Source organism: Pseudarthrobacter sp. NCCP-2145, assembly GCF_023708005.1.
Classification (GTDB): domain Bacteria; phylum Actinomycetota; class Actinomycetes; order Actinomycetales; family Micrococcaceae; genus Arthrobacter; species Arthrobacter oxydans.
On sequence record NZ_BRCG01000012.1, the window covers coordinates 1 to 26,528 of the forward strand.

The 26,528-nt window shown below is 66.1% G+C and carries 26 protein-coding genes, 1 tRNA gene and 1 other RNA gene; 14 read left to right on the forward strand and 14 right to left on the reverse strand.

Annotated elements, in window-relative coordinates; translation table 11 throughout:
* The coding region (locus NFU08_RS11715; RefSeq protein WP_251423473.1) for an ROK family protein at positions 1–1,071 on the reverse strand (1,071 nt) is incomplete at its 3' end.
* A gap of 131 nt (positions 1,072–1,202) precedes the next feature.
* Between NFU08_RS11715 and xylA the strand changes: the two genes are divergently transcribed.
* Together xylA and NFU08_RS11725 are read left to right on the forward strand one after the other, a co-directional pair.
* A complete protein-coding gene (gene xylA, locus NFU08_RS11720) occupies positions 1,203–2,390 on the forward strand; it encodes a xylose isomerase (RefSeq protein WP_174181868.1) in 1,188 nt (395 codons plus the stop codon).
* 4 nt (positions 2,391–2,394) lie between these two features.
* A complete protein-coding gene (locus NFU08_RS11725; protein WP_251423476.1) occupies positions 2,395–3,813 on the forward strand; it encodes a xylulokinase in 1,419 nt (472 codons plus the stop codon).
* Between the two features lie 107 nt (positions 3,814–3,920).
* On the opposite strand, the gene NFU08_RS11730 is transcribed toward NFU08_RS11725, so the two are convergent.
* From NFU08_RS11730 to NFU08_RS11740, 3 genes are read right to left on the reverse strand one after another with little or no spacing between them, the layout of a single operon-like run.
* Entirely contained in the window at positions 3,921–4,778 is an 858-nt protein-coding gene (locus NFU08_RS11730) for a sugar phosphate isomerase/epimerase (protein WP_251423479.1), read from the reverse strand.
* The gene (locus NFU08_RS11735) at positions 4,775–5,989 is read right to left on the reverse strand and encodes a dihydrodipicolinate synthase family protein (RefSeq protein ID WP_251423482.1); all 1,215 of its coding nucleotides are present in this window, start codon (positions 5,987–5,989) and stop codon (positions 4,775–4,777) included. The genes NFU08_RS11730 and NFU08_RS11735 overlap by 4 nt, the downstream gene beginning before the upstream one ends.
* Positions 5,989–7,158: a Gfo/Idh/MocA family protein gene (locus NFU08_RS11740; protein WP_251423485.1), complete on the reverse strand. Its 1,170-nt coding sequence runs from the start codon at positions 7,156–7,158 to the stop codon at positions 5,989–5,991. Before NFU08_RS11740 ends, NFU08_RS11735 begins: the two co-directional genes overlap by 1 nt.
* 170 nt (positions 7,159–7,328) lie before the next feature.
* On the opposite strand from NFU08_RS11740, the gene NFU08_RS11745 reads away from it, so the two are divergent.
* Positions 7,329–8,417, forward strand: coding sequence for a LacI family DNA-binding transcriptional regulator (locus NFU08_RS11745; protein WP_251423488.1), 1,089 nt, complete (start codon positions 7,329–7,331; stop codon positions 8,415–8,417).
* A gap of 2 nt (positions 8,418–8,419) precedes the next feature.
* Positions 8,420–9,193 (forward strand): alpha/beta hydrolase, encoded by a 774-nt coding sequence (locus tag NFU08_RS11750; RefSeq protein WP_251423491.1) that lies wholly within the window; start codon positions 8,420–8,422, stop codon positions 9,191–9,193.
* On the opposite strand, the gene NFU08_RS11755 is transcribed toward NFU08_RS11750, so the two are convergent.
* Positions 9,190–10,092 (reverse strand): aldose 1-epimerase family protein, encoded by a 903-nt coding sequence (locus NFU08_RS11755; RefSeq protein ID WP_251423493.1) that lies wholly within the window; start codon positions 10,090–10,092, stop codon positions 9,190–9,192. The genes NFU08_RS11750 and NFU08_RS11755 overlap by 4 nt on opposite strands.
* Before the next feature lie 122 nt (positions 10,093–10,214).
* On the opposite strand from NFU08_RS11755, the gene NFU08_RS11760 reads away from it, so the two are divergent.
* The gene (locus tag NFU08_RS11760; protein ID WP_251423496.1) at positions 10,215–10,919 is read left to right on the forward strand and encodes a DNA alkylation repair protein; all 705 of its coding nucleotides are present in this window, start codon (positions 10,215–10,217) and stop codon (positions 10,917–10,919) included.
* Here NFU08_RS11760 and mptB read toward each other — a convergent pair.
* Positions 10,912–12,468 carry a polyprenol phosphomannose-dependent alpha 1,6 mannosyltransferase MptB gene (gene mptB, locus NFU08_RS11765; protein WP_174181850.1) on the reverse strand — a complete coding sequence of 519 codons (1,557 nt, stop codon included), beginning with the start codon at positions 12,466–12,468 and terminating at the stop codon, positions 10,912–10,914. The genes NFU08_RS11760 and mptB overlap by 8 nt on opposite strands.
* A gap of 150 nt (positions 12,469–12,618) precedes the next feature.
* Between mptB and orn the strand changes: the two genes are divergently transcribed.
* From orn to NFU08_RS11785, 4 genes are all read left to right on the forward strand, one after another.
* The gene (gene orn / locus NFU08_RS11770) at positions 12,619–13,245 is read left to right on the forward strand and encodes an oligoribonuclease (RefSeq protein WP_174181848.1); all 627 of its coding nucleotides are present in this window, start codon (positions 12,619–12,621) and stop codon (positions 13,243–13,245) included.
* Between the two features lie 128 nt (positions 13,246–13,373).
* A tRNA-His gene (locus NFU08_RS11775) sits at positions 13,374–13,446 on the forward strand.
* 126 nt (positions 13,447–13,572) lie between these two features.
* Entirely contained in the window at positions 13,573–14,145 is a 573-nt protein-coding gene (def, locus tag NFU08_RS11780; RefSeq protein WP_174181846.1) for a peptide deformylase, read from the forward strand.
* 107 nt (positions 14,146–14,252) lie between these two features.
* Positions 14,253–14,951, forward strand: coding sequence for a YafY family protein (locus tag NFU08_RS11785; RefSeq protein ID WP_174181842.1), 699 nt, complete (start codon positions 14,253–14,255; stop codon positions 14,949–14,951).
* Between the two features lie 120 nt (positions 14,952–15,071).
* Here the strand turns inward: NFU08_RS11785 and NFU08_RS11790 are convergent, their stop codons facing one another.
* The 5 genes from NFU08_RS11790 to rnpB all read right to left on the reverse strand — a co-directional run bounded on the left by NFU08_RS11790 (position 15,072) and on the right by rnpB (position 18,985).
* A complete protein-coding gene (locus NFU08_RS11790; RefSeq protein ID WP_251423499.1) occupies positions 15,072–15,869 on the reverse strand; it encodes an HNH endonuclease family protein in 798 nt (265 codons plus the stop codon).
* Positions 15,870–15,983: 114 nt separating this feature from the next.
* On the reverse strand, positions 15,984–16,193 hold the full coding sequence (locus NFU08_RS11795; RefSeq protein ID WP_174181838.1) for a hypothetical protein: 210 nt from the start codon (positions 16,191–16,193) through the stop codon (positions 15,984–15,986).
* A gap of 75 nt (positions 16,194–16,268) precedes the next feature.
* Complete coding sequence (locus tag NFU08_RS11800) at positions 16,269–17,747, reverse strand: glyceraldehyde-3-phosphate dehydrogenase (protein WP_174181836.1); 1,479 nt, start codon at positions 17,745–17,747, stop codon at positions 16,269–16,271.
* A 255-nt stretch (positions 17,748–18,002) separates the two neighbouring features.
* Positions 18,003–18,464, reverse strand: coding sequence for a TspO/MBR family protein (locus NFU08_RS11805; RefSeq protein ID WP_217432783.1), 462 nt, complete (start codon positions 18,462–18,464; stop codon positions 18,003–18,005).
* 129 nt (positions 18,465–18,593) lie between these two features.
* Positions 18,594–18,985: RNase P RNA component class A (gene rnpB / locus NFU08_RS11810), an RNA gene on the reverse strand.
* A gap of 57 nt (positions 18,986–19,042) precedes the next feature.
* On the opposite strand from rnpB, the gene NFU08_RS11815 reads away from it, so the two are divergent.
* Positions 19,043–19,807: a YaaA family protein gene (locus NFU08_RS11815; protein WP_251423502.1), complete on the forward strand. Its 765-nt coding sequence runs from the start codon at positions 19,043–19,045 to the stop codon at positions 19,805–19,807.
* 3 nt (positions 19,808–19,810) lie between these two features.
* Here the strand turns inward: NFU08_RS11815 and NFU08_RS11820 are convergent, their stop codons facing one another.
* Together NFU08_RS11820 and NFU08_RS11825 are read right to left on the reverse strand one after the other, a co-directional pair.
* Positions 19,811–20,548 carry a zinc ribbon domain-containing protein gene (locus tag NFU08_RS11820; RefSeq protein WP_251423505.1) on the reverse strand — a complete coding sequence of 246 codons (738 nt, stop codon included), beginning with the start codon at positions 20,546–20,548 and terminating at the stop codon, positions 19,811–19,813.
* A 99-nt stretch (positions 20,549–20,647) separates the two neighbouring features.
* Positions 20,648–21,601, reverse strand: coding sequence for a Nif3-like dinuclear metal center hexameric protein (locus NFU08_RS11825; RefSeq protein ID WP_377088386.1), 954 nt, complete (start codon positions 21,599–21,601; stop codon positions 20,648–20,650).
* Between the two features lie 111 nt (positions 21,602–21,712).
* On the opposite strand from NFU08_RS11825, the gene msrA reads away from it, so the two are divergent.
* From msrA to epsC, 3 genes are all read left to right on the forward strand, one after another.
* On the forward strand, positions 21,713–22,237 hold the full coding sequence (gene msrA / locus NFU08_RS11830; RefSeq protein WP_066276756.1) for a peptide-methionine (S)-S-oxide reductase MsrA: 525 nt from the start codon (positions 21,713–21,715) through the stop codon (positions 22,235–22,237).
* Positions 22,238–22,301: 64 nt separating this feature from the next.
* Entirely contained in the window at positions 22,302–23,237 is a 936-nt protein-coding gene (cysK, locus tag NFU08_RS11835; RefSeq protein ID WP_102975900.1) for a cysteine synthase A, read from the forward strand.
* A 39-nt stretch (positions 23,238–23,276) separates the two neighbouring features.
* The gene (gene epsC / locus NFU08_RS11840; protein ID WP_174181826.1) at positions 23,277–23,861 is read left to right on the forward strand and encodes a serine O-acetyltransferase EpsC; all 585 of its coding nucleotides are present in this window, start codon (positions 23,277–23,279) and stop codon (positions 23,859–23,861) included.
* A 102-nt stretch (positions 23,862–23,963) separates the two neighbouring features.
* Here the strand turns inward: epsC and gndA are convergent, their stop codons facing one another.
* Complete coding sequence (gndA, locus tag NFU08_RS11845) at positions 23,964–25,400, reverse strand: NADP-dependent phosphogluconate dehydrogenase (protein WP_174181824.1); 1,437 nt, start codon at positions 25,398–25,400, stop codon at positions 23,964–23,966.
* A gap of 200 nt (positions 25,401–25,600) precedes the next feature.
* Between gndA and NFU08_RS11850 the strand changes: the two genes are divergently transcribed.
* Positions 25,601–26,326 (forward strand): FadR/GntR family transcriptional regulator, encoded by a 726-nt coding sequence (locus tag NFU08_RS11850; RefSeq protein WP_251423508.1) that lies wholly within the window; start codon positions 25,601–25,603, stop codon positions 26,324–26,326.
* Positions 26,327–26,528: the final 202 nt, after the last annotated feature.

Sequence of the window (26,528 nt, forward strand, 5' to 3'; positions counted from 1 at the left end):
GTGCAACCACCGGTCAAGGATGGCGAAGTGCCCCCCGAGTACCACAGCGCGGACATTGACCACCCGGGACGCCGATGCCACGGCAACCCCCAGCGCCCTCCCCGCCCGCTGGACGGCCGAAACCGCGGCGGGACTCCCGGCGCCCAGGTCACCCAGAAGGTCCGCCATGCTTTCGGTCCTGGTCCGGCCCTTGACGGTGATTCCGGCAGCGGAAAAAATCGCGTCCTGGCCCGCGACCGTCTCAAGGCAGCCCGTTCCGCCGCAGGAGCAGGGAGCGCCCTCGGGGTCCACCACGATGTGGCCCACCTCCCCCGCGTTGCCTTCAGGTCCAGTGAAAAGCTCCGAATTCAGGACCAGCCCTCCGCCGACCCCCACTTCACCCGAGATGAACAGGAAATCCCGCCTGCCGGGGCTGTGGGCCAGCTCTGCGAGGGCGGCGGCATTGGCCTCGTTGAAGAGGGAAACCCCCAGCGGCACACCGGGCAGCAGCCGGGCCACATCCAGCTTCGTGTCCACCCAGCCCAGGTTGGGGGCAACGGTGACAGTCGAACTGCCGGCCTCAACAAGGCCGGGAACGGCAAGTCCTCCACCCAGGACGTCGATCCCCAAGGCAGACGCGGCTTGCCGCACCCCCGAGGCCAGCCCGGCGAGGGCGGACATCACGGCATCGCTGGCGCTGTCACGGTTGTCCCTTTCCAGGACTTCTTTTGCCACGAGCTCCCCGGAGAGTCTCGTCACGCCCGCGGCAATGTAATCGACGTTGATTTCCATACCCATGACGCCCCGTGACGGATTCAGCTCCAGCCCCACCCCCGGCCTGCCCCGCTCCCCGTGCCTGCTCAGGCCGACTTCGCGGAGGATGCCGGCGTGCAGCAGATCCAGGACGATGCTCGACACGGATGCTTTTGTCAGTCCCGTGGCCGCGGCAAGCTGGGCCCGTGTCAGGTGGGATCCGGCGGGCGACTGCACCACCCTGCCCAGGACCAGGGCGAGGTTGTTCCGCCGCACGTCCGCCATGTTGCCCGGCGTCCCGGCATCGGACGGTGCAATAGCAGGTGCGGTACTCGCCATGGCCGCTCTCCTTGGATTGGAACCAGGGCCGTTCCTTCGGCCCCTATTGACCCTAGCGTAGTCACGCTTATATAGTTCAAGCGATAAACTAACTTGCCCAACCGGCGGCAAACTGACTGCAAGGACGCATCATGACTCTCTCCCCGACTCCCGCTGACAAGTTCACCTTTGGCCTCTGGACCGTTGGCTGGACCGGTGCCGATCCGTTCGGAGTGGCCACCCGCGCGGACCTGGATCCCGTGGAGGCAGTGCACCGGCTGGCTGAACTGGGCGCTTATGGCATCACCTTCCATGACAATGACCTGGTGCCCTTCGATGCCACGGTCTCGGAGCGGGAACTGATCCTGAAGAACTTCAAGGCAGCCCTGGCCGAGACGGGCCTGAAGGTCCCGATGGTGACCACCAACCTGTTCAGCCACCCGGTGTTCAAGGACGGCGGCTTCACCTCCAACGACCGCTCCATCCGCCGCTTCGCCCTGTCCAAGGTGCTGCGCAACATCGACTCCGCCGCCGAGTTCGGCGCCGAGACCTTCGTGATGTGGGGCGGGCGTGAAGGAAGCGAATACGACGGCTCCAAGGACCTCTCGGCAGCCCTGGACCGGATGAAGGAAGGCGTGGACACCGCCGCCGCCTACATCAAGGACAAGGGCTACAACCTGCGCATCGCCCTCGAACCCAAGCCCAACGAACCCCGCGGTGACATCTTCCTGCCCACCGTCGGGCACGGCCTGGCGTTCATCGCCGAGCTCGAACACGGCGACATCGTGGGCCTGAACCCCGAAACCGGGCACGAGCAGATGGCCGGACTGAACTTCACCCACGGCATCGCCCAGGCACTGTGGGCCGGCAAGCTCTTCCACATCGACCTCAACGGCCAGCGCGGCATCAAGTACGACCAGGACCTCGTGTTCGGCCACGGTGACCTCACCAGCGCCTTCTTCACCGTGGACCTGCTCGAGAACGGCTTCCCGGGCGGCGGACCCCGCTACGACGGCCCCCGCCACTTCGACTACAAGCCTTCCCGCACCGACGGCTACGACGGCGTCTGGGAATCCGCGAAATCCAACATGTCCATGTACCTCCTGCTCAAGGAACGCGCCCTGGCCTTCCGCGCCGACCCCCAGGTCCAGGAAGCCCTCGCCACCTCCGGCGTCTTCGAGCTCGGCGAACCCACCCTCGCCGCCGGCGAAACCACCGCCGACCTGCTCGCCGACACCACCGCCTTCGAGGACTTCAACGCCGACAAAGCCGCCGAACGCTCCTTCGCGTTCGTCCGCCTCAACCAGCTCGCCATCGAACACCTCCTCAACGCACGCTAGGGACATGGCACTCGTAGCAGGGATCGACAGCTCCACCCAGTCCTGCAAAGTGGTGATCCGTGACGCGGACACCGGAGCACTTGTCCGCCAGGGCCGTGCCAGCCACCCCGAGGGCACCGAAGTCCACCCCGACCACTGGTGGACGGCCCTGCAGGAGGCAGTGGAAGCGGCCGGTGGCTTTGAGGACGTGGCGGCAGTCTCCATTGGAGGCCAGCAGCACGGCATGGTCTGCCTGGACAGCGACGGCGGTGTGGTCAGGCCTGCGCTCCTGTGGAATGACACGCGGAGCGCCGGCGCGGCGCTGGAACTGATCAGTACCGCGGGCGGCGGCGACGCTGCCGCCGGCGCCCGCTACTGGGCCGGTGCCACGGGCACCGTCCCGGTAGCGTCGCTGACGTTGACCAAGCTGCATTGGCTGGCTGTGAATGAGCCGGACAACGCGGCGAAGACAGCGGCCGTCTGCCTGCCCCATGACTGGTTGACCTGGCGGCTTCTGGGCCACGGCCCCGGCAGCGGTCCCGGGAACCTTGAGGCGCTGGCCACGGACCGGTCGGATGCCTCCGGGACGGGCTACTACTCGACGGCGGCGGGCGCGTACCTGCCGGAGGTCCTGAACACGTCGCTGGGGCATGTTCCGCACCTTCCCGACGTCCTGGGTCCGCTGGACGTGGCGGGCAAGGCTTCCTCAGGCGTCCTCGTGGCCGCAGGTGCCGGGGATAATGCGGCAGCGGCACTGGGTGTGGGCGCCGGCGTGGGCGATGTGGTGATGTCGCTGGGTACGTCCGGCACGGTCTTTGCCGTGTCCGGCACGCCGGCCGCCGATCCGTCCGGGCTGGTGGCCGGGTTCGCCGACGCCGCAGGGCACTACCTCCCGCTGGTGTGCACGCTGAACGCCACCCGCGTTTTTGATGCCACGGCTGCACTGCTGGGCGTGGGCATCGGGGAGTTCAACGAGCTGGCGCTGTCAGCCGAAAGCGGCGCCGGCGGCCTGACCCTGGTGCCGTATTTCGACGGCGAACGCACCCCCAACCTGCCGGATGCCACCGGCTCGCTGCACGGCATTACCCGCGGGAACTATACTCCTGCCAACCTGGCGCGTGCCGCCGTCGAAGGTGTTGTCTGTTCCCTGGCGGACGGGCTGGCAGCCCTCCAGGACCAGGGCGTGGAGGCCCGGCGGATCATCCTGGTGGGCGGCGGCGCCCAGTCCACGGCCGTTCAGCAGGCGGCGGCACAGCTGCTGGGAATCAACATCACCGTGCCGTGCCCCGGCGAGTACGTGGCCGACGGCGCCGCCCGGCAGGCCGCCGGGGCACTCACCGGACATTTCCCGCAGTGGGCGCTTGACGCCGTCGACCTCCCCGCGGGGAGGGACGACGGCGGCGTATTGGCCCGCTACCGCCGGTACGCCTCGATGCACGCCTAAGGACGCGCCGCAGGGAAAAGGCCCGGACCGCATACGCGGTCCGGGTCTTTTTGGTGGGGCGCAGGCTCCTGCCGTGACGTTAGCAGGAGCCCGCGGTCTGGATCAGGTCAGGCGTACGGGAGGACAAGCTCCGCGTAGCGCTCCTTCACTGTGGACAGGACAGTGTTGCCGTCCGTGTCCCAGATGTCCTGATTGAAAATTTCCACTTCGATGTCACCGGTGTACCCCGCGTCGCGCACCCAGGTGCCAATCGTGGCGAAGTCCACCACGCCGTCGCCCATGTATCCGCGGGACAGCAGCGGATCGGCGGCGATGGGCATGTTGAAGTCGCACACCTGGTAGGAAGCGATGCGGTTCTCCCGCCCGGCGCGTTCGATCTGCGCCTTGAGTTCCGGATCCCACCAGACGTGGAAAGTGTCGACGGCGATGCCTACCGTGGAGGCGTCGAACGGCGCCGCAAGATCCAGCGCCTGCCCCAGGGTGGAGATCAGGGCGCGGTCCGCGGCGTACATCGGGTGCAGCGGCTCCAGGACCAGGCGGACCCCGTTCTCCTCCGCGAAGGGAACCAGGTCGGCCAGGCGGTCCGCGACCCGCCGGCGTGCAGCCACCACGTCCTTCTCCCCCGGAGCCAGCCCGCCGACCACCAGGAACAGTTCACGCGTGTCCAGCGCGACGGCTTCCAGGATGGCTGCCCGGTTGTCCGCGAGTGCCGCGGCCTGCCCCTCCGCGTCCGGCGCGGTGAGGAACCCGCCCCGGCACAGGGAGGAAACGCGAAGGCCGGCGTCCTTGATCAGGCGGGCCGCCTTGTCCAGGCCGGCTTCCTCCACGCGGTCCCGCCAGGGACCGATGGCGGGGATTCCGGCGTTGACGCAGCCGTCAACCACCTGGGCGAGCGTCCACCTCTTGGTGGTGGCGCTGTTGATGGACAGGCGCGCGAAGTCCGGCGTCACTGCATCGCTGGTCATGCGCCCACCCCGTTGATCCGCAGGTAGTCGGACATCCGGAACGCGGCCAGTGCGGGGTCGCGCAGCAGGCCGGCCTGGTCCGCCAGTTCGAAGGTCCGGGCGAGGTGGCACACGGACCGGCCGGAGTGCAGGCCGCCCACCATCTGGAAGCCGGGCTGCCTGCCGTTGAGCCAGGACATAAAAGCGATACCGGTCTTGTAGTAGAACGTGGGGGCACTGAAGATGTGCTTTCCCAGTTCCCGCGTGGAGTCCAGGATCTCGCGTGCCCTGGCGGCGTTGCCGGCGTCGTAGTTTTGGAGGGCGACCGAGGCGGCCGGGTAGATCGCCGCGAAGATGCCCAGCAGGGCGTCCGAGTGGTGAGTGCCGTCGCCGTCGATCAGTTCGGGGTAGTTGAAGTCGTCGCCGGTGTAGAGGCGGACGCCTTCGGGGAGGGCCGCGCGGAGTGCAACCTCGTGGCCGGCATCCAGCAGGGAGACCTTGACGCCGTCCACCTTGTCCGCATGGTCCCTGATGAGGCCAAGGAACGTCCCGGTGGCGGTTGCGACATCGTCCGAACCCCAGTAGCCGGCCAGTGCGGGATCGAACATGGTGCCCAGCCAGTGCAGGATCACCGGCTGGTCCACTTCCTGCAGCAGGGCGGAGTAGACCTTCAGGTAGTCGTCAGGGCCGTTGGCAACCTTGGCCAGGGCACGCGACGCCATCAGGATGACCTTGGGGCCGGCTTCGGTGATCACGGCGATCTGTTCGCGGTAGGCCTCAAGCACGGCCTTGATGCCCGCTTCGCCGGCCGGCAGGGAGTCGATGTCCAGCTGGTCCGTGCCGGCGCCGCAGGAAACCAGGTCCCGGACGGTCTTGCCCGCTGTCGCAGCGTTTCCGGTTGCGACCACCGATGCGGCCTCGACGCCTGTCCGCTTGATGAGCTGCTGGGTGGCCGCCCAGTCGAGGCCCATGCCGCGCTGGGCAGTATCCATGGCGTCCGCCACACCGAGCCCGTAGGACCACAGCTCATGGCGGTAGGCCATGGTCGCCTCCCAGTCGAGCCGGGCCGGGGCGCCGGGGGTGTTGTCAGCGAGGACTTCGGGGATGACGTGCGCGGCAGCGTAGGCCCGCCGGGCAGTCAGCGGGGCGGTGGGGCGGGCCCAGGAGGTGCCGCCCTGCAGCCGGTATTCGCGGGTGCCGCCGTCGTGGGAGGGAAGGATGAGCGAGGTCATTAGAGGGTGATCTCCGGGATGTCGAGGGTGCGGCGTTCATCGTTGGACTTCAGGCCGAGCTCGGCCAGCTGGACGCCGCGGGCGGCGGACAGCAGCCCGAAGCGGTGCTCGCGGCCGGCCACGACGTCGCGGAGGAACTCTTCCCACTGCAGCTTGAACCCGTTGTCCAGCTCGGCATTGGCCGGGACTTCCTGCCACTGGTCGCGGAAGGACTCGGTGACGGGCAGGTCCGGGTTCCAGACCGGCTTGGGGGTGTGGGCGCGCTGCTGGGCGACGCACTTGTTCAGGCCTGCGACGGCGGAGCCGTGGGTCCCGTCAACCTGGAACTCCACCAGTTCATCGCGGTAGACACGCACTGCCCAGGACGAGTTGATCTGGCCGATGACTTCGTCGCCGCCCGGGGTCTCGAGCTCGAAGATGCCGTAGGAAGCATCATCCGCCGTGGCCTTGTATTCCTTGCCGGCTTCGTCCCAGCGCGCCGGGATGTGGGTGGCGGTCTTGGCGCTGACGCTCTTGACCTTGCCGATGATGCCCTCGAGGACGTAGTTCCAGTGGCAGAACATGTCCGTGGTCATTCCACCGCCGTCTTCCTTGCGGTAGTTCCAGGACGGGCGCTGGGCCGCCTGGATGTCGCCTTCGAAGACCCAGTAGCCAAACTCGCCGCGGATGGAGAGGATGCGGCCGAAGAAGCCCTCGTCCACCAGGCGGCGGAGCTTGACCAGGCCGGGCAGGTAGAGCTTGTCGTGAACGACGCCGGCCGTGACGCCGGCTTCCTTGCCGATGCGGGCAAGTTCGATGGCCTCTTCAAGGGTTTCCGCTGTGGGCTTCTCGGTGAAGATGTGCTTGCCGGCGAGCATTGCCTTCTTCAGGGTGGCTGCGCGGAGGCTGGTCATGGACGCGTCGAAGATGACATCCACGGTGGGATCGTTGATGACCGCTTCCAGGTCCGTGGTCCATTCAGCGACCTTGTGCTTTTCGGCGAGTTCGCGGATCTTGGCTTCGTTGCGGCCCACGAGGATGGGTTCGACCTGGACGCGGGTGCCGTCTTCCAGGGTGAATCCGCCCGCATCTCGGATGGGAAGGATGGACCGCAGCAGGTGCTGGCGGTAGCCCATCCGTCCGGTGATGCCGTTCATGGCGATGCGGATGGTTTTTGTTTCGAAGCCCATGTGTCCTCCACGGTGAGTGAGCAGTTGTACTCATGCTGATCTGGGAAAGCGCATTCCCACTCCCCCAATGATGCACCGCGCGGGTAACAGTTGGCAAGCGCTTTCCGGAAGAACTTCAAACTGCCATAATGTCGTGACCCCTTATTGGCCCCCGTTATCCAGGAGATCCTGTGGCTGCAAGTACCCTTACCGAGGTGGCCCGGCTGGCCGGGGTCTCCCCCGCCACCGCGTCCCGGGTGTTGAACGGCTCGGCACGAAAGCCCGGCAAGGACATCGCGGACCGGGTGCGCCAGGCGGCCGAATCCCTGGGGTACATTCCCAATGCCCAGGCCCAGGGGCTCGCGAAATCAAGCTCGGGCCTCATCGGCCTGATCGTGCACGACATCGCCGACCCCTATTTCGCAGCCATAGCCAGGGGCGTCCAGGCGGCCGCCCGGGAGCAGCGCAAGATGGTGCTCCTGGCCACCACAGGCGGGGCGCCCGGCGAGGAGCGCGAAGCCGTTGCGGCTTTCGCTGCCCGGCGTGCCGACTCGATTGTCATTGCGGGATCCCGCTCGTGCCGGACCGAAGACCAGGACGACAACACTGAACTCGCGGCGGAGCTTGACCGGTACTGCCGCAACGGCGGCCGGGTGGCCGTGGTGGGCCACCCCGTGGTCGGCGCCACTGCGGCTGAGGGCTACCACGTGGTGACCGTGCCCAACCAGGAGCTCGCGGGGGCCCTGGCAGTTGAACTCGCCGCCGGCCGGGACGGAGATTTCGTCATCATCGGCGGCCCGGAAGGCCTCCTCACATCCGACGACCGGATCCGCGGCTTCCAGGAAGGCCTGGCCCGGGCGGGCCGCGCACCCGCCGAGATCCTGCGAACGGCGTTCAACCGCGCGGGCGGCTATGAAGCCGGACTCCAGCTGGCAGCCAGGATCAAGGCCGGCGCGTCCGGGGGCGGGGAAGCCGCGGTACCCAAACTGTGCATCTTCGCCGTCAATGACGTGATGGCCATCGGCGCCTCGGCGGCACTGCGCGCCGAAGGTCTGCGGATACCCAGAGACGCCACCATTGCGGGCTTCGACGACATCGAGACGCTGCGTGACTTCCGCCCGGAACTGTCCACCGTACGGCTGCCGCTGGAGGACATCGGAAGGCTTGCAACCCGGGCTACAGCCCGCGTTTCCGGCGAAAGCGATGCGGACGGCGAGGAAGAGCAGCCCACCGTCAGCGGTGAAGTGACGCTTCGGCGCAGCACCGAGGCGGTGGCCTAGGAATGGTGTCCGCACTGACGAGCGTCCCTGCGCACCACCCGGCCGGCAGCCGGAGTGCGGGAGGGACCAGTCCGGCCTTCCTGGTCCTGCCGGGCGGCGGCTATGCCCGCCAGGCGGACCACGAGGCCGAGCCTGTGGCCGAGTGGCTCGCCGCCCTGGGCATCCACGCGTTCGTGCTGCGGTACCGCGTAGCACCTGACCGGCACCCGGCACCCCTGGAGGACGCCAAGGAAGCCATGCTGCATATCCGCAACGGATCCCACGGCCTCGCAGTGGATCCGGGCCGCGTGGGCGTCCTCGGCTTTTCCGCCGGCGGGCATCTTGCCGCCACGCTGTCCACGTCCACGTCAACCGGAAGCGCCCGCCTGGACCTGCCGGAGGCTGTCCCGGACCTGACCGTGCTGTGCTACCCCGTAGTGTCCTACACGCAGTCCGTGCACCAGGGGTCGGTGGACAACCTCCTTGGCACAGCGCCGTCGTCGGACCTTCTTGCTGAACTCTCCGCGGAACGGAACGTGACGGCCGGAACCCCTCCGGCATTCGTCTGGCACACGGCTGACGATGCGGCCGTCCCGGCCAGCCACAGCCTGGACTACGCGGGGGCACTCATGCGCGCCGGCGTTCCGGCTGAACTGCACGTCTTTCCCCGCGGGCGCCATGGCCTTGGCCTCGCAGCGGAGGAACCCGGGCCGGACCAGTGGACGCAGCTGTGCGCCGCCTGGCTGGACCGTGCGGGCTGGACCACATCACCTTCCCCGGCGGGCAGCGGGGACTAGCCGAGGGCCCTGATGGTCCAGGACGCCGCGTGCGACTCACCGGGTTTGAGGTGGAGCAGGTCCGTGCCTGAGTTGAAGGAATCCGGCGGGCAGGTCATGGGCTCGACGGCCAGGCCCAGGCGGTCCGGCCCCACGGGTTTGTCGGCGGTGTGGATCTGCACCCATGGCCACTCGGCACCCCATTCCAGTTCCACGCCCGTTCCCGCCGGGTCCTGTACCCTGACTCGGGCCATCCCTTGCTTGTCGCGGGAGATCCCGGTGAAGGCATGGTCGATCTTCAAGGAACCAAGTTGGCGGGCGCTGCGGAAGTCGAATGCGTTCCCTTCGACGCTCTTCATGCCTGTCGGGAGGAGCCGGTCGGGCGTCACTTCCAGGAATTCGTGTGCCGGCAGTTCAAGGGTCCAGTCATCCAGTTTCCCTTGCCCTGCCACCAGATACGGATGGGGGCACACTCCGTAGGGGGCGGCAGCCTGTCCAACATTCACTGTGCTCACGGTGCTGCGGAGCCCGCCAGGACCCAGCGAATAGGTCACGGAGACCTCCAGGTCGGACGGGTAGTGCCGGCCCGCGCCGACCCTGCAGGCCAGCACCACCGAGTCCGCGGCTGCCTGCCGCAGCTCCCAGTCCATCCCGGTGGCGAGCCCGTGCAGTGCGGAGCCGCGCTCGGGCTCGTTGATTGCGGCTTCGAAGTCCTTGCCGGCGTAGGTGTACCTGCCGTCCGCCAGCCGGTTGGGCCACGGAACACACATGACTCCGCGGTAGTCGGGGATACGTCCCTCCGGGCCAAAACCCACCACGAGGTCCCGTCCGTGGTGCCGCAGCTCCCGCAGCGCGCCCCCGCGGGTTGTGACCAGCGCTGTGTAGGGGCCGCTCGCGATGCTGTGTTCCGTCGATGGCATGGAAATCCTTCGGGCAGGGACATTCTTGTTAGCGCTAACCAGCGTAGCGCACCTGGGCGGATCCCCCACCCGGAACACGGCACCTGCTGCGGCCGCTCCCTCGTGCTGGCTAAAGTTGCACCATGAACCACGGGGACGCCGTTAATGTCCGGGTGCTCGCGGCCATCCGCACAGCACTGCAGGAACGGGCCGATCCTGTGCGGGGAGCAGGTGCGAGGGCCTACATGAAGTCCACAATGCCCTGCCTCGGGGTGCGCGTGCCCGAGGTGCGCCGAATCGTGTCAGCGGCGGCTGCCGGGGCCCCCTTCGAGTCGCCGGACCAGCTCGGTGCCACGGCCCTCGAGCTCTGGCGCAGCGCGACTGCGCGGGAGGAACGGTATGCAGCAATCGACCTGACCGCCCACCGCCTGGTCGCCGGGGACATGGCCATGCTGCCCGTCTATGAGGAATTCATTCGCAGTGGCGCCTGGTGGGATTTTGTGGACGGCACAGCGGGACGGCTCTGCGGGCTTCTCCAGGCCAACCGGGCGGAGATGACTGGCGTGCTGCTCCGCTGGAGCACCGATCCGGACTTCTGGATCCGGCGCGCCGCCATCCTGTCGCAGCTCAAGGCAAAGGCCGGAACTGATTCCGTGCTGCTGGCGCGTGTAGTGGAGGCAAACCTGGCGGACCCTGAGTTCTTCATCCGGAAGGCCATTGGCTGGGCCCTGCGCGAGTACGCCAAAACGGCCCCCGGGTGGGTGGCCGCGTTTGTGACCGGACACGCACCAGCCATGAGTCCCTTGAGCCGAAGGGAGGCGGTCCGCCACCTGGCGCCGGCTAAATGACGGGACGTTCGACGACGTTCCCGTGGGTCTTGCGGAACAGCCGGCGGGTGCGCGGATCCCAGAAAATCAGGTACAGACCAAACAGCAGGCCGGTCACGGCCGCGGCCACCCGGGCCAGGGCGAGCGCAAATCCCAGGTCCTCGGTCTGCAGGTAGGGGAAAACTTCGAGCTGGTCCGAAATGGCATAGATCATGAAGAAGGAGACAACAAAGTAGAGCGCTTTGACCTGCCAGTCGTTCCTGATGCCGGTCACGGCGAAGAGCGGTATCAGCCAGACGACGTACCAGGACTGGATCATGGGAGCCAGCAGGACCACGGCGGCAAAGGCAAGGGTGAGGCGGCGGATCAGCCGGTCATGGTCCCCGCGGAAGATCTGCCAGGCGATGACACCCACGGCAAGCAGCTTCCCGGCGTCGGACACAAAACCTGCCAGGGTGGCACCGTCGAGCCCGAACGAGTTGGCCAGCGAGGCGACCACCATGCCGATCAGCCCCACAGGCGCGTACCAGATGGAGATGCTCCCCGGGGCGGAGAGGCCGTTGATCCAGCCGAAGCCGAAACCGTTGACCAGGCTCATCAGGGCCAGGATGCCCAGGCTTAGCGCTGCCGTCAGGCCCCAGAACCCGAACTTGCGGAGCCAGCCCGCGTCCTTGCCCGCCCACAGGAGCCCAATGAACGGCAGGAACACAATGGTGATGGGCTTTACTGCGATGGAGAGGGTCACCAGGACAACACCGCGGACAACCCTGTGCGTGGCGGAGTAATAGAGGCCCGCCAGTGCCAGCCCGATCATCAGTGCGTCATTGTGGACGCTGGCAATGAAGTTCGTCAGGAACAGCGGGTTCGCGGCCGTGAGCCACAGGGCGCGGTGCGGGTTGACCCCGTGCAGCTCCGCGAGCTTGGGTACGTAGATCACGCACAGGACCACGCCCGCCAGCGCCACCAGCCGGAACAGCATCACGCTGGCCTCGGGCTGGACGTTGGTGGACCAGACGACGAACTGCTCAATCCACAGGAACAACTGGCCGTACGGAACGGGGGCTTCGGTCCACATCTTGTCCGCGCCCAGCTGGAAGTAGTTGGACAGTGCCGAGATGCCGTTCTCGTAGGGGTTGAAGCCCTCCACCATGAGCCTGCCCTGCCCGATGTAGGCGTAGACGTCCCGGCTGAAAAGGGGCACGCTGAACATCATGGGCAGACCCCACGCCACGACAGCCATCAGGGTGGCTTTGCGTGCCTCGAGGCCCCACACCCGTACCCTCTGCCCGAGCCTGAGCCAGGCGCGCACCAGGAGCATGCCGCCGACAGCCAGCAGGATGATGGAAAGCGCAACGCCGGGAGCTTCAGCACGCATCCAGATGAACAACGGCATCCGGCGGAGTTCCGAAACCGGAGCCAGCCAGCCCACGCCCAGCGATCCAATCAGCATGAACATGGAGCCCACGAATCCGGCAAGCAGCGGGGAACGGGGATTATCCACTTCCGCACCGCCCGCTGCGGCAGTAGCGGCGGCCGCCGTCTCCCTCGTCGCAGGCACAGGCGCCGTCATCTCAGGAACGTCCAATCTTTCTCGTTTGCGGTTCCGCCTGGCGGGATGGAACCGGCCGGGGCGCGTCACCACGGGCGCGGCACGACCCGCCGCGTCTCCGAAATCCTAGCACCGGCCGGTGGCCGGGAGGTGAAACGGTAGGCTGGTCCGGTGCCTATATCTAACGAACGAATCGTCTGGATCGACTGTGAAATGACCGGTCTGGACATCAAGAACGATGCCCTGATCGAGGTGGCGGCCCTGGTCACCGATTCGGAACTGAACATCCTTGGCGACGGCGTCGATGTGGTCATCAAACCCGATGATGCCGCAGTGGCCCAGATGAACGACTTTGTCCGGGACATGCACACGAAGTCCGGGCTCCTCAAGGAACTCCCCCACGGCAGGACAATGGCCGAGGCCGAAGCCGCCGTCATGGAATACATCTCCAAGTGGGTCCCGGACCCCCGCAAAGCACCGCTGGGCGGCAACTCCGTGGGGACCGACCGGGTGTTCCTGTCCCGCGACATGCCCGCAGTGGTGGAGCACCTGCACTACAGGGTGATCGACGTCAGCACCATCAAGGAGCTCTCGCGCCGCTGGTTCGCACGCGCCTACTTCCAGTCGCCGGCGAAGAAGGGCGGACACCGCGCCCTGGGGGACATCAAGGACTCCATTGATGAGCTCCGCTACTACCGCGAGGCTGTGTTCGTACCCTCCCCGGGACCGGACAGCGCCACAGCGCAGCGGATCGCCAAGCGCATCACGGCGGCCGGCGACGGGCAGGCGGAAACGTAATCTGCGCCACCTTTCGCGGATTTTTTCGTGAAAACGGCAAAAGTGGACAAAGCACCCCTGAAGAGCAGGTAAGCTATATGAGTTGCCTTTCCAGAGGCCCGGTCCGCCGGTAAATCTGCAGGCACATGGTGGGCTTAGCTCAGTTGGCAGAGCGCCTGGTTGTGGTCCAGGAGGTCGCGGGTTCAACCCCCGTAGCTCACCCTCACGGGACGGTATGTGCAGCCGTCCTCCAAGGAGGCCGCACCGGATATCCGGTGCGGCCTCCTTCTTTTTCACCGCTGTGCACACGATCTTTTGCACGAAACACCGCCGAAGGACCACCTGAAGATGACCGTTCTGCCAATCACCATCTGGGGAGAACCCGTACTGCACCGCCGGGCTTCCGAGGTGGAAGTATTCGACGACGAACTGCGCACCCTCATAGCGGACATGTTCGAGACAAATGACGCCGCCAACGGCGTGGGCCTGGCGGCGCCACAGGTAGGGGTCGGCAAAAGAATCTTCGTGTACAAGTACGCCAATGACGACGGCGCTCCCCCCACCGGAGTGGTGGTCAACCCCGTCCTGACCCTGTCAAAGATTTCCGGCGCTGTTCCGGATCCTGACGAGGAAGAGGAAGGGTGCCTGTCCTTTCCCAGCGGACAGTACCCGCTCAAGCGGGCCGAATGGGCGCGCGTTGAGGGGTTCGACGGGTTCGGGAAGCCGGTCAAATTCGAGGCAACGGGCTGGTTTGCCCGCGTGATCCAGCACGAATACGACCACTTGGACGGCAAGCTGTACGTGAACCGGCTGATGGACCGCTACGCGCGCAAAGCCATGAAGCTGGCCAAGAAGAACGGCTGGGGCGTTCCCGGACTGACGTGGATGCCCGGCGTGGATCCGGACCCTTTCGGCCACTAGATGGCATGACCGGGCACGTTGGCATCGGCTGGCCTGCCCGGTATCGCTCGACCCATCTCCTGGCCGTGGACCGCGGAACCTGGAGGCAATATGCAGTTTATTTAACTGTGAAGCGAGTTGAACGGCTCCATGCGCTATCCGAGATGTTGCGCCGCAGCGGCACGAGGGGGGTTTCCGCCGAACGGTTGGCGGGAGTGTTTGAGGTATCCGTGCGCACAATCAAGAGGGACCTCGACGCGTTAGAGAACAGCGGTGCCCCTATATGGTCCCGTCCCGGTCCGGGCGGTGGCTACGGATTGGCTACAGGCGGGTCCCTGCCGCCTGTCAGCCTGTCCCCTGCGCAGGCCATGGCGCTCATGGCAGCCGTGGCCGCTGCACCCGATGCCCCCTACGCCGATCTGGCAGCAGCAGGTGTCCGAAAGATCCTGGACGTCCTCGATCCCAAAACCCGGGCACGGGCCGACGAGCTGGCCCACCGCGTCTGGGTCAACGCGCTTCCTTCCTCCTCGCGCGCAATCAAGTCGGCACTGGAAGAGGCGATGGCCGAGCAGCGGGTGATCCGCATTCGCTACACATCGAGAGACGGGACCTCGACCACCCGCGACGTTGAGCCGGTGCTGTTCGCCTCCACTAACGGCCGGTGGTACCTCGTTGGGTGGTGCCGATTGCGCAACGCAATGCGATGGTTCACCGTCTCGGGCATCGAGCGAGCCGGCGTCACCAGGACGGCTTGCGGCGGCCACGCCATCCACGAGGTCGGAGAACCCCCAGCGAACGCCAGACCGGTGCACGGCCTGGGCGAATGAGTCACCCAAACAGCCTCTCCGGTCAGTACAGCCAGGCCCGACGGCGGCCGCTGCCGGAGTGCCCCGTCCGGGCGGCAGCCACGGGCGACGTCGAACGCGGTACAGCAGCCGGGTTCCGGCTCAGCGGGCGGCAACCGTCTGCTGGCCGGGGCAGGAACCCAGGACGCGCTTCATGGCGTCCCTCTCGGCTTCGGTGACCCACAGGCCGTAGGCGGCCTTCACCGACACCTGGCGCGCCACGTAGTGGCAGCGGATCGACTTGTTTTTGGGAAGCCACGTGGCGGCGTCCCCTGCGCCCTTATCCTGGTTGGCAGGACCGTCGGCAGCAATGAGATTCAGCGGATCGTTGGCGAGGTTCTGGCGCTCCCCCGCCGTCAGCGACTGTGCGCCTTTCTGCCAGGCGTCGCCCAAGGCAACCACATGGTCTATCTGTACCGCCCAGCTGCTGTCGGAGCCGCGGCGGAAGTCCACGATCTGCCCGGTGTACGGCTCATGGAACGAGCCGGCTGCCACCCGGCATCCGGAGCCTTCCGTCAGCACCACGGCGGCGAGGTCGCGGCGCAGGATGTCGTTGCGGGTATCGCAGCCGTTCCGGTCCACGTCCTGCCAGGCCTGGCCAAAGGCGTCCCGGCTGTAGTCTGACGCCGCGGCGCGTCCCTTGACGGCCAGTCCGTCCAGTGCGGCGAGGGCAGAACCTGTGGGCACCGGGTGCACAGCCTCAACAGGCTTCATCCATGCGGGATCAAAAACGGGAGCTTCAGTGGGCCCGGAGACCGCAGTCTCCGCTGCGGCAAACTGTCCTGCGGTGAAGAACCAGGACAAGGCCGCCAGGGCCGCCATTGCAGCTGCCCCCAGGATTCCCCACGCCTGGCGTGAACGCCGGCGCGCCCGTCGGTAGGATGACCAGCTCACGGTCATGTGGTTCCTGGACTTCCGGTAGTCTCCTGCACCAGACGAGCCTAGGACACCTGTCCGGCCACCCCCGATGATATCCACAGTGTGGAGGGAGAGTGGAAGGCCTCACCGGCGGGGTTATTGCTCCCGCATCACCCTTCGTAGGTCTTCCTCGGCGATAGCCAGCAGCCCTTCGAGCTGGCGTACCCGGTCCTCTCCGACGTCGCCCGTTTTGTGTGCGGCGCGGGCGCCCTCAAGCAGCCGGACAGCCTCCTTGTGATTGGCTTTGGCCACGTCGAGGGCGTGCTCAAGGGTTGTTTCGTGCTGGAGCGTCGAATCATTTTCCATTCCACCAGTGTGGTCCCGTTTCCCGGCTGATTCCAGCACCATCAGCCGGGAAATCGGGAGACCCTGGGCGGAAGCCTAAACGGCGATCGCTGCGAGGGCTGCTGCAGATTCCTTTGCCGGGAATGACGGCGGGTTCACGCCGGCCATCTCCTCCATGACGCGGACCACCTGGCAGCTGTATCCGAACTCGTTGTCGTACCAGACGTAGAGCACGAGGTTCTTCTCGTTGGAGATCGTGGCAAGGCCGTCAACGATGCCCGCGCGGCGTGAACCGACGAAGTCGGTGGACACCACTTCGGGTGAGTCGATGTAGTCGATCTGCTTGCGCAGGTCAGAGTGCAGGGACATCTCCCGCAGGTAGTTGTTAACCTCGTCCTTGGTGGTCCCGTTCTCCAGGCTCAGGTTCAGGATGGCCAGGGACACGTCCGGGGTGGGAACGCGGATGGAGCTGCCGGTCAGTTTGCCAAGCAGTTCGGGGAGCGCCTTGGCCACGGCCTTGGCGGCGCCGGTCTCCGTGATCACCATGTTCAGTGCCGCCGACCGGCCGCGGCGGTCGCCCTTGTGGAAGTTGTCGATCAGGTTCTGGTCATTGGTGAAGGAGTGGACGGTCTCCACGTGCCCGTGGACCACGCCGAACTTGTCGTTGATGGCCTTGAGCACCGGCGTGATGGCGTTGGTGGTGCAGGACGCTGCGGACACAATCTTGTCCGTGTCCTCGATGGTGCCCTGGTTGATGCCGTGCACGATGTTCTTCAGGTCGCCCTTGCCGGGGGCAGTCAGGAGCACCCGTGCGACGCCCTTGCTCTGCAGGTGCTGGGAGAGCCCTTCCGCGTCACGCCACCGTCCCGTGTTGTCCACCACCAGGGCGTTGCTGATGCCGTAAGCGGTGTAGTCGATGGTGGCCGGGTTGTCCGAGTAGATGACCTGCACCTGGACGCCGTTGGCCGTGATGGTGTTGGCTTCCTCGTCAATCCGGATGGTGCCTTCGAAGGAACCATGCACGGAGTCGCGGCGCAGCAGGCTGGCGCGCTTGGAGAGGTCGTTGTCCGAGCCCTTGCGCACGACGATGGCGCGAAGCCGGAGGCCGTGTCCGCCGCCGGCCTTTTCGATTAGGAGGCGGGCCAGGAGCCGGCCGATCCGGCCGAAGCCGTAAAGCACCACATCGGTGCTGGTGCGGTCATCGCCGCCGCGTTTGCCCACGACGTCCGCCAGTTCAGCACGAAGGAATTCTTCAAGGGTGGCGCCGTTGCCCTCTTCCTTGAACTTCTGGTTCAGCCGTGCGATGTCGATCGCTGCCGCGCCGAGCTCCAGGTTGGCCAGGGTGTTCAGGAGCGGGGCGGTCTCCTCCAGCAGCAGTTCGTCCTTGCTCATGCGGCGCGCAAAACGGTGCGCCTTGAGGATGTTCATGGTGGACTTGTTGATCAAACTCCGGCCGTGGATGCTGGTGACCACGTTGTTTTCGCGGTACAGCCGGCCGATCACCGGAATCATGGCCTCGGCGAGGGCCTCGCGGCCCATCCACGTATCAAGACAAGAATCTGACGTCTGGCTCACAGAAATACCTTCCTCGGTTCAGCCGTGTACGTCCTCGTACACGGTTGTTGGCCATCACATGTCGTGCAGGGGACCCTGCGCCCGCGGGGGTCGGCCCCCGGGCGCCTGGATCACACGCAAAGAAAAACCGCCGGCTGCGAACGCAACTCCGGCGGAAGAACTCCTGCGTCCGGATCCATTCTAAATTGGCCGGCGTCCGCAATTCGGCCCGGATCGAGTGAAATCACTCACAGGGGTGGCCGTTGCGGGAGGAGATCAGTTGTGGATGGCCGAATAGAGATTGAGGCTGGAGGAAAAAACCACCCAGGACAGGTAGGGAAGCATCAGCAGGCCCGCTGCGGCGCTGACCGGACCGAAGCGCAGGATAAGGAAGGTAACAGAAACTCCCAGGGCCGCAATCACCACGAAAGCCGCCCAAAGGGACGCACCGCCAAACACGGGAAAGAGGCCGAAAAAGGCCAGCGGCCATGCGGCGTTGAGCACCAACTGGCTGAGGTAGCCGGCCAGGGTGCCTCCGGTAAGGGCTCCCTTGCGCCAGACCAGCCAGGCGGCCACCGCAACCGCGGCGTACAGCAGCATCCACATGCTCCTGAACATCCAGCCGGGCGGCATCCAGGGGGCCTTGGCCGACTCCGCGAACCAGCCGCTGGAATGCAGGATGATGGGGACCGACGCCGCGGCCCACGCGGCCAGGGAGAGCGAAAAGAAGCCGGCCAAGGCAACAGCCTGTTGGCTGCGTCCGGGGACTTGCTGCCTAGCAGCAGCGCCGGGGCTGTCTTGCGGGTCATAATTTGCAGGCACGGTTCAGCATCCCCAACACATCGTCCAAGGTCAAACCAGTGTGGATGGATGGGTTGACCGATACGCCGGGTTCTGTGCTTCCGTTCCGTTACCGGCACGGGAGTAGCGGCCATCCATCTACGAACGCCGTTGCCGGCGCCCTCCAGCGGCCTACCCGGACACTCGGGCGGGCAGCCCTCAAACGTGTCCTGTCTGGCCTTGCTCCGGGTGGGGTTTACCTAGCCTTCCCGGTCACCCGGGAAGCTGGTGGTCTCTTACACCACCGTTTCACCCTTACCTGGTTCGTGCCGCTTTCAAACCGGCGCGACCCAGGCGGTCTGTTCTCTGTGGCACTGGCCTGCGGGTTACCCCGAGTGGGCGTTACCCACCACCCTGCCCTGCGGAGCCCGGACGTTCCTCGAGCCACTTGCGTGACGCGCGGCCGCCTGGTCAACCCATCCAACCCCCAGTCTACCGGTGGCCTTGCCTTTTCCCGCCGCCGGTAGGATCGGACGGTGCTGATTCTGCTTCCCCCTTCCGAAGGCAAGACACCCGCCGTCCGCGGATCCGCCGTCGACTGGCCTTCCCTGAGCTTCCCGGAGTTGAACGCCTGCCGCGCCAAAGTGCTGGATGCGCTGGGAACGGTGAGCGCGCACGAGGACGCCCTCGCGCTGCTGGGTGTGGGCGCATCGCTCAAGGACGACGTCGACCGCAACACGCGGCTTCATGCCGAACCGGCGGCGCCCGCCCACCGGATCTATTCGGGGGTGCTTTATGACGCCCTGGGCTACAAGACCCTCACGGCTGCGCAGCGCCGCAAGGCGGACGCGTCCGTGCTGGTGGTTTCCGCACTCTGGGGCGTGATCCGTTTTGGTGACAGCGTGCCCGCCTACCGCCTGTCCATGGGGACAGCACTGCCCGACGTCGGCCGCCTCGCCTCGTTCTGGAAGCCGCAGCTCACCGGGGCCCTCGCCGGAGCGGTGGAGGGGCAGTTGCTGGTGGACTGCCGCTCAAGCACCTATGCGGCGGCGTGGGCGCCGCCCGCTGCCCAGACTGTGTCCGTCAACGTCTTGACCGAGGTGAACGGGGTCCGCAAGGTGGTGAGCCACTTCGCCAAGCACACCCGTGGCGAACTGGCCCGGCACCTGCTGGTGCGGCGCGGAAAGGTCCCGGCAACGCCGTCGGAACTCCTGAAGGCAACGCGCGAAGTGTGGGCCGCGGAACTGGTTGAAGGTTCAGCACGGAAACCGCACGCCCTGAACATCATCCTTCCGGGCTGAGGGTCAGGCCCACTCCTCCGAGCGGACCAGGATGGCGCCGGAGTCCGGGCAGAAGACGATGTCGTCGGCAGCTGCGGCCTTGATCTCGGCGAGGTCGCCGGGGCTCAGCTTCATGCCGGACGCCTCGGAAGTGCCATGGAACAGCCTGGCGGCGCCCACTCCGCGCCTGGCCAGCGTCTTTTCGTAGACGGCCAGCAGGCCGGCATCCAGGCCCGCAGCGAATTCGGAGCGCTGTGCGCGGAGGCCGCCCGCTTCCGCTTCCACGGCGGCCAGTTCCGCGTCCAGCTCGGCGCGGATGGTGCCGAACGATCCCTGGATGTCGTCCACAATCCCCTGCTGCCGGGCCTGGGTGGTCCGCAGGGAATCAAGGCGCTCCATCACCTCAAGTTCAATGTCCTCCAGGTCCGAGCGCCGCTTATTGAGCGATGCGATGTCCTTCTGGAGGGCCACCAGGTCCTTGGACAGGCCGGTGCCGCTGTTCAGCCGTGCCTCGTCCCGCTGGATACGGGAGGCAACCTGCTCCACGTCCGCCTCGGCGCGCTTGAGTTCGGCTTCGGCGTCGTGGACAGCCACTTTCGCGGCGCCCAGCTCACCGTTGGCGACGGAAAGGGCGGCTTCGAGGTCCTTGATGCGCGGATCGGTTTCCAGCGAGCGGCGGCGGTTTGCAAGCGACTTCAGCTTGGCATCCAGCCCCTGCAGTCCAAGCAACTTCAACTGTTCCGCCGGTGCTGCCTTCGCCACTGTTACCTCCGCTTGATCCCTTCCGGCCGGAGCCGGGCGCCTGGACGGCGCTTCCTAGACTCTAGCGCCTGCCCTGCTGTGTCCCCACCGTCTCCGGGCTTAACCGGGGGTGAGGATGAAGTCCCAGGGATCGCTGTTGGTGGTGCTGACCTGGATTTCGACGTCATGGCCCTGGTCGGCGAGGACATTGCCCAGCGCGGCTGCCGCAGCCGGCAGCCACAGCCACTCACTGGCGAAGTGCGAAACGTCAATCAGGTAGGGCCGGCCGTTGTGGGCAGCTTCCCTTGCTTCCGACGCAGGGTGGTGGCGCAGGTCCGCCGTGACGTAGACGTCGGCGTTGCTGGCCCGGACCTCGTTAAAGAGCGAGTCTCCCGCGCCGCCGCAGACGGCAATGCGCCGCACCAGGCCGTCCTTGTCGCCGGACACCCTCACTCCCCCTGCTACGGAGGGCAGGATGCCAAACACCCGTGCAGCGAAGTCTCCCAGGCTCATGGCCTCCGGCAGGTCCCCTACCCGCCCGATGCCCTCTTCCGGCAGTCCGTTCGCTGCCACGGTGAGCGGGGCCGCATCCTGCAGGCCCAGGGCGTCGGCGAGGACATCGGAAACGCCCCCGACGGCGGAATCGCCGTTGGTGTGGACGGTCAGCAGGGCTGTGCCGGACTCAATCAACCGGTGGACGGCCCGGCCTTTGGGCGTGGTGGCAGCAACCGAGGTGACACCCTTCAGCAGCAGCGGATGGTGGGTGATCAGGAGTTCGGCACCCCACTCCACTGCTTCTTCGATGACTTCCAGGGTGGGGTCCACGGCAAACATCACCCTCGTGACAGGAGCCGAGGGGTGCCCCGCCACCAGCCCCACCTCGTCCCAGTTCTCCGCCAGGGACTCGGGCCACAGTTCCTCCACAGCCAGGAGCATCTCGCCCAAAGTAGGGACCTGCGGCTGCCCGGCCACCGCGTCCTTGCCGGACGCATCCTTGCCGGAAGGGGCCTCGCCGCCGCGAGGCCCGCCGTCGTGATTTTCAGGGCCGGTAACGTCGGTGTCCACAGGTTCCATAGTCTTAGTTTTACCCCATCGCGTCCTCCGCGCCGCACGGCGCCGCACGGCGACGGGCGGCGCCCGCGGCGCCCAGGGAATCATCCGGCGCCCCCAACCATTGAAGAGGTCATGAAAACTTTTGTTTTAGGCGGAGGCTGCTTCTGGTGCCTCGACGCTGTCTACCAGAAGACCAAGGGTGTCAGCGCTGTGGTGTCCGGCTACACGGGCGGCCATGATCCCAACCCCGACTATTACTCCGTGTGCAACGGCACCACCGGGCACGCCGAGGTGGTGGCTGTGACGTTCGACGAGGAGATCATCCCGGAAGAGGTGGTCCTTGACATGTTTTTCGCCCTTCACGATCCCACAACGCTGAACCGCCAGGGCTATGACGTGGGAACCCAGTACCGTTCCTCGATGTTCTATGAGACCACCGAGGAGAAGATCCTTTTCGAGGAAGCGATCGACCGCAACCAGTCGCTGTGGGCCCATCCGATCGTCACGGAGGTCAGCCGGCTGCCGCGCTTCCACGTGGCGGAGGACTTCCACCAGAACTACTACGCCAAACATCCCGAGCAGGGGTACTGCCAGGTGATCATCAACCCCAAGCTCGCGAAGGCCCGGAAATATTACTCTGCATGGCTTAACGCTTAGCCACGGTTACGCGGCCTCGTTAGGCTGACCTCAGTATTCACCCCTCAGAGATAGGCGTATGTACATGGCACGGATCTATGACGATGTGACCCAGCTGGTCGGCGGCACCCCGCTGGTCAAGCTCAACCGGCTCAGCGAGGGGCTGGATGCCACCGTCGCCGTCAAGCTTGAGTTCTACAACCCGGCCAACAGCGTCAAGGACCGTATCGGTGTGGCAATCGTCGACGCCGCGGAGAAGTCCGGTGCACTGAAGCCGGGCGGGACCATTGTTGAAGGCACCTCCGGAAACACCGGCATCGCCCTGGCCATGGTTGGCGCGGCCCGCGGCTACAAGGTCATCCTGACCATGCCGGAGACCATGTCCACCGAGCGCCGCGTCATGCTGCGCGCCTTCGGCGCCGAAATCGTCCTGACCCCCGGTTCAGAGGGAATGCGCGGCGCCGTGGAGAAGGCCCAGGAAATTGTGGCCAACACGGAAAACTCCATCTGGGCCCAGCAGTTCGCCAACGAAGCCAACCCTGAAATCCACCGCAACACCACTGCGGAGGAAATCTGGGCTGACACCGACGGCGCCGTGGACATCTTCGTTGCCGGCGTCGGCACTGGCGGAACGGTCACCGGCGTCGGCCAGGTCCTGAAGGAGCGCAAGCCCGGAGTCCAGATCGTGGCGATCGAACCCAAGGACTCCGCGATCCTCAATGGCGGCGCCCCCGGCCCGCACAAGATCCAGGGCATCGGGGCCAACTTCGTGCCCGAAATCCTGGACACCAATGTCTACGACGAGGTCCTGGACGCCACGCTTGAGGACTCCGTCCGCGTGGCCCGCGAGCTCGGCGTCAAGGAAGGCATCCTCGGCGGCATCTCCTCCGGAGCGATCGTCTGGGGCGCACTGGAACTGGCGAAGCGCCCCGAGAACGCGGGCAAGCTGATCGTCGCCATTGTCTGCGACTTCGGTGAGCGTTACATCTCCACCGTGCTCTATGACGACATCCGCGGCTGATCAGGCCGCTCTTCGCCCGTTTCCTGTAGAAAGAACTCTGTGGGCTTTTTCGCAAGACTAAAGGAAGACCTCGACGCCGCCCGGTCCCACGACCCGGCGGCTCGAGGTTCTTTCGAGAACTTTTTCGCATACTCCGGGCTGCATGCCATCTGGATCCACAGGCTGACGCACCGGCTGTGGCAGAATCCGGCCCTGCGTTTCCCGGCGCGGCTGCTCTCGCAGCTGGGCCGTTTCCTGACCGGAATCGAGATCCATCCGGGGGCCACCATCGGCCGCCGCTTCTTCATTGATCACGGAATGGGCGTGGTCATCGGCGAGACGGCAGAAATCGGTGAGGACGTGATGATGTACCACGGGGTGACCCTGGGCGGACGTTCACTCGCACGGATCAAGCGCCACCCCACCATCGGCGACCGCGTGACCATCGGAGCGGGTGCAAAGATCCTGGGGCCGATCACCATCGGCAGGGACAGTGCCGTCGGCGCCAACGCCGTGGTGGTCAAGGACGCCCCTCCCGAATCAATCGTCACCGGCGTTCCTGCGAAGTGGCGCCACCGTGACGCCCAGCGCGAAACCACGCCGGCGGTTGACCCGGCGGAATACGACATCGAATACCGCATCTGACGGGGCCTGCCCTTGGGCTGTCCGGCAGGACCGCAGCGAGAAGAAAAGGCGGGCAGTTTCCGGATCACCGGAAACTGCCCGCCTTTTTGTTCCGGGCGGAACCTAGTGGGTGTCCACCGCTTCGATTTCGGACTTGTCCTCGCCCCACAGGGTGTGGAACGTGCCTTCCGCATCGACGCGGCCGTAGGTGTGGGCGCCGAACAGGTCGCGCTGGCCCTGGATGAGGGCTGCGGCGACGCGCTTGCGGCGCAGGCCGTCGTAGTAGGCCAGTGAGGAGGAGAAGACCGGAACCGGGATTCCCAGCTGGACAGCGGTGGCCACCACACGGCGCCAGGCGGGAAGGGCGCCGGCGATGGCTTCCGTGAATGCCGGAGCGAACAGCAGGTTGGCCGGCTTGTCCTCAGCGGCGTAGGCCTTGGTGATGTCCTTGAGCAGTTCGGCGCGGATGATGCAGCCGGCCCGCCACAGCGAGGCGATCTCGTCCAGCTTCAGGTCCCAGTTGTATTCTTTGGCTGCCGAGGTGAGCATGTCCAGGCCCTGGGCGTAGGAAACCAGCTTGGAGGCGTAGAGCGCCTGGCGGACGTCCTCAACGAAGGTCTCCGGGATTTCGACGTCGGCCTCGTGGCCTGCCAGCAGTTCCTGGCCGAGCTTGCGCTGGCCGGCCTGGGAGGACAGTGCACGGGCGAACACGGACTCGGCGATGCCGGAGACCGGGGAACCCAGTTCCAGGGCGGAGATAACCGTCCAGCGGCCGGTGCCCTTCTGGCCCGCGGCGTCCACCACGACATCCACGAACGGCTTGCCGGTCTTGGCATCCACGTGGCCCAGGACCTCGGCAGAGATTTCGATCAGGAAGGAGGACAGCTCGCCCTTGTTCCAGTCGGTGAAGATCTTGGCCTGCTCTGCGGGCTCGATGCCGGCACCGGAACGGAGCAGGTCGAAGGCTTCGCCGATGACCTGCATGTCGGCGTATTCGATGCCGTTGTGGACCATCTTGACGAAGTGGCCGGCGCCGTCGGTGCCCACCCAGGCGCAGCAGGGCTCGCCGTCGACCTTTGCGGAGATCTTCTCAAGCAGCGGGCCGAGGGCCTTGTAGGACTCCTTGGAACCGCCGGGCATGATGGAGGGTCCGTTGAGGGCACCTTCCTCGCCACCGGAAACGCCGACGCCCACGAAGTGGAGGTCCTTCTTGGCGAGGGCGGCCTCACGGCGGCGGGTGTCCTCGTAGTGGGAGTTTCCGGCGTCGATGATGATGTCGCCGGGTTCCAGCAGGGGCTCAAGCTGCTCAATCACGGAGTCGACCGGCTTGCCGGCCTTCACCATGATGAGGACACGGCGCGGCTTCTCGAGGGAGTCCACCAGCTCCTGCAGGGTTTCGGTGCGGATGAAGTCGCCATCCGTACCGTGCTTTGCCAGCAGGGCGTCCGTCTTTTCGACCGAGCGGTTGTGCAGGGCGACCGTAAAGCCGTTGCGGGCGAGGTTGCGGGCCAGGTTGGCGCCCATCACCGCGAGGCCGGTGACACCGATGTGTGCAGACATCAAAACTCCAATTCATACTGTGCGATGGATGTGCAGTGGCTCCCGGTGCTCGGAAGACCGTTGCAGACCAAGGGTCTGAATAAAGCATATATATTCATGAAGTCACAGGAAAGTAACGCCCACGTAATGGAACAGTTTGTGTCGCTGCCAGTCAAGGACGGCTGCTTCCCGGTGCACACGTTCCCACTAGGCTTAGCTGCATGACCAGCAGCCTGCACCACCGTGCCATTGAGAACCTGGGCACACGCATCATCTCGGGCGAGCTTCCTGCCGGCCATATCATGCTTGCCGAAAACCTTGAGGATGAGCTCAAAGTGTCGCGCTCGGTGATCCGCGAGGCCGTCCGGGTGCTGCAATCCCTTGGACTGGTGGAAACCACCAAGCGGGTGGGCATCCGGGTCCTGCCTCCGAGCCGATGGAACCCCTTCGACCCGCAGGTCATCCGCTGGCGGCTCGCGAGCAAGGCGCGCGGCGCCCAGCTGCGGTCCCTGGCCGAGCTGAGGTCGGCCGTTGAGCCGGCCGCTGCCGAACTTGCCGCGCAGAACGCCCCCGCACCGCTGCGGCTGGAGCTTGTGGATGTTGCCCATGCAATGCGCGACGCCGGCCACCGGGGGGACGTCCCACGTTTCCTTGAGCTGGATATCCAGTTCCATTCACTGCTGCTCTCCGGATCAGGAAACGAGATGTTTGCGAACCTCATGGGGCAGGTGGCCGAGACCCTGACCGGCCGGACCGTGCATGGGCTGATGCCCGACCACCCGCACGAGGCCGCACTGCAGTGGCACGTGGACGTGGCGGAGGCAATTGCCCGGGGCGACGCCGGTGCTGCCCGCGAAGCCTCCGACAAGATCATGAGGCGGACCATGTCGCAGATGTCAGACACCTGGACGGAACAGCCCCGGGTTTTTATCCCCGTGCACCGCTGACCCCGGTCCCCTCTCCGCGGCCGGAGCATTGATCCGCTGGTGCGGGACACAGCAGGAAACAACTTTTTGTTTCCGTAAGTTCACGGTATATTCAATTCAGGCCCTCCACCGCGGCATCCCCCAATAGTCGCGGTGGAGGGTTTTCCATTGCCCGAAAGGGCTGTTCCGCCCGCGGGGCTCCCCTAGGCGGCATCAGCAACTG

Excerpts from the sequence above, each read along its gene's own strand:
- xylA (WP_174181868.1), top strand. The coding sequence starts at position 1,203 with ATGACTCTCTCCCCGACTCCCGCTGACAAGTTCACCTTTGGCCTCTGG.
- NFU08_RS11725 (WP_251423476.1), top strand. The coding sequence starts at position 2,395 with ATGGCACTCGTAGCAGGGATCGACAGCTCCACCCAGTCCTGCAAAGTG.
- NFU08_RS11730 (WP_251423479.1), bottom strand. The coding sequence starts at position 4,778 with ATGACCAGCGATGCAGTGACGCCGGACTTCGCGCGCCTGTCCATCAAC.
- NFU08_RS11735 (WP_251423482.1), bottom strand. The coding sequence starts at position 5,989 with ATGACCTCGCTCATCCTTCCCTCCCACGACGGCGGCACCCGCGAATAC.
- NFU08_RS11740 (WP_251423485.1), bottom strand. The coding sequence starts at position 7,158 with ATGGGCTTCGAAACAAAAACCATCCGCATCGCCATGAACGGCATCACC.
- NFU08_RS11750 (WP_251423491.1), top strand. The coding sequence starts at position 8,420 with ATGGTGTCCGCACTGACGAGCGTCCCTGCGCACCACCCGGCCGGCAGC.
- NFU08_RS11755 (WP_251423493.1), bottom strand. The coding sequence starts at position 10,092 with ATGCCATCGACGGAACACAGCATCGCGAGCGGCCCCTACACAGCGCTG.
- NFU08_RS11760 (WP_251423496.1), top strand. The coding sequence starts at position 10,215 with ATGAACCACGGGGACGCCGTTAATGTCCGGGTGCTCGCGGCCATCCGC.
- mptB (WP_174181850.1), bottom strand. The coding sequence starts at position 12,468 with ATGACGGCGCCTGTGCCTGCGACGAGGGAGACGGCGGCCGCCGCTACT.
- def (WP_174181846.1), top strand. The coding sequence starts at position 13,573 with ATGACCGTTCTGCCAATCACCATCTGGGGAGAACCCGTACTGCACCGC.
- NFU08_RS11790 (WP_251423499.1), bottom strand. The coding sequence starts at position 15,869 with ATGACCGTGAGCTGGTCATCCTACCGACGGGCGCGCCGGCGTTCACGC.
- NFU08_RS11795 (WP_174181838.1), bottom strand. The coding sequence starts at position 16,193 with ATGGAAAATGATTCGACGCTCCAGCACGAAACAACCCTTGAGCACGCC.
- NFU08_RS11825 (WP_377088386.1), bottom strand. The coding sequence starts at position 21,601 with ATGGAACCTGTGGACACCGACGTTACCGGCCCTGAAAATCACGACGGC.
- msrA (WP_066276756.1), top strand. The coding sequence starts at position 21,713 with ATGAAAACTTTTGTTTTAGGCGGAGGCTGCTTCTGGTGCCTCGACGCT.
- cysK (WP_102975900.1), top strand. The coding sequence starts at position 22,302 with ATGGCACGGATCTATGACGATGTGACCCAGCTGGTCGGCGGCACCCCG.
- gndA (WP_174181824.1), bottom strand. The coding sequence starts at position 25,400 with ATGTCTGCACACATCGGTGTCACCGGCCTCGCGGTGATGGGCGCCAAC.
- NFU08_RS11850 (WP_251423508.1), top strand. The coding sequence starts at position 25,601 with ATGACCAGCAGCCTGCACCACCGTGCCATTGAGAACCTGGGCACACGC.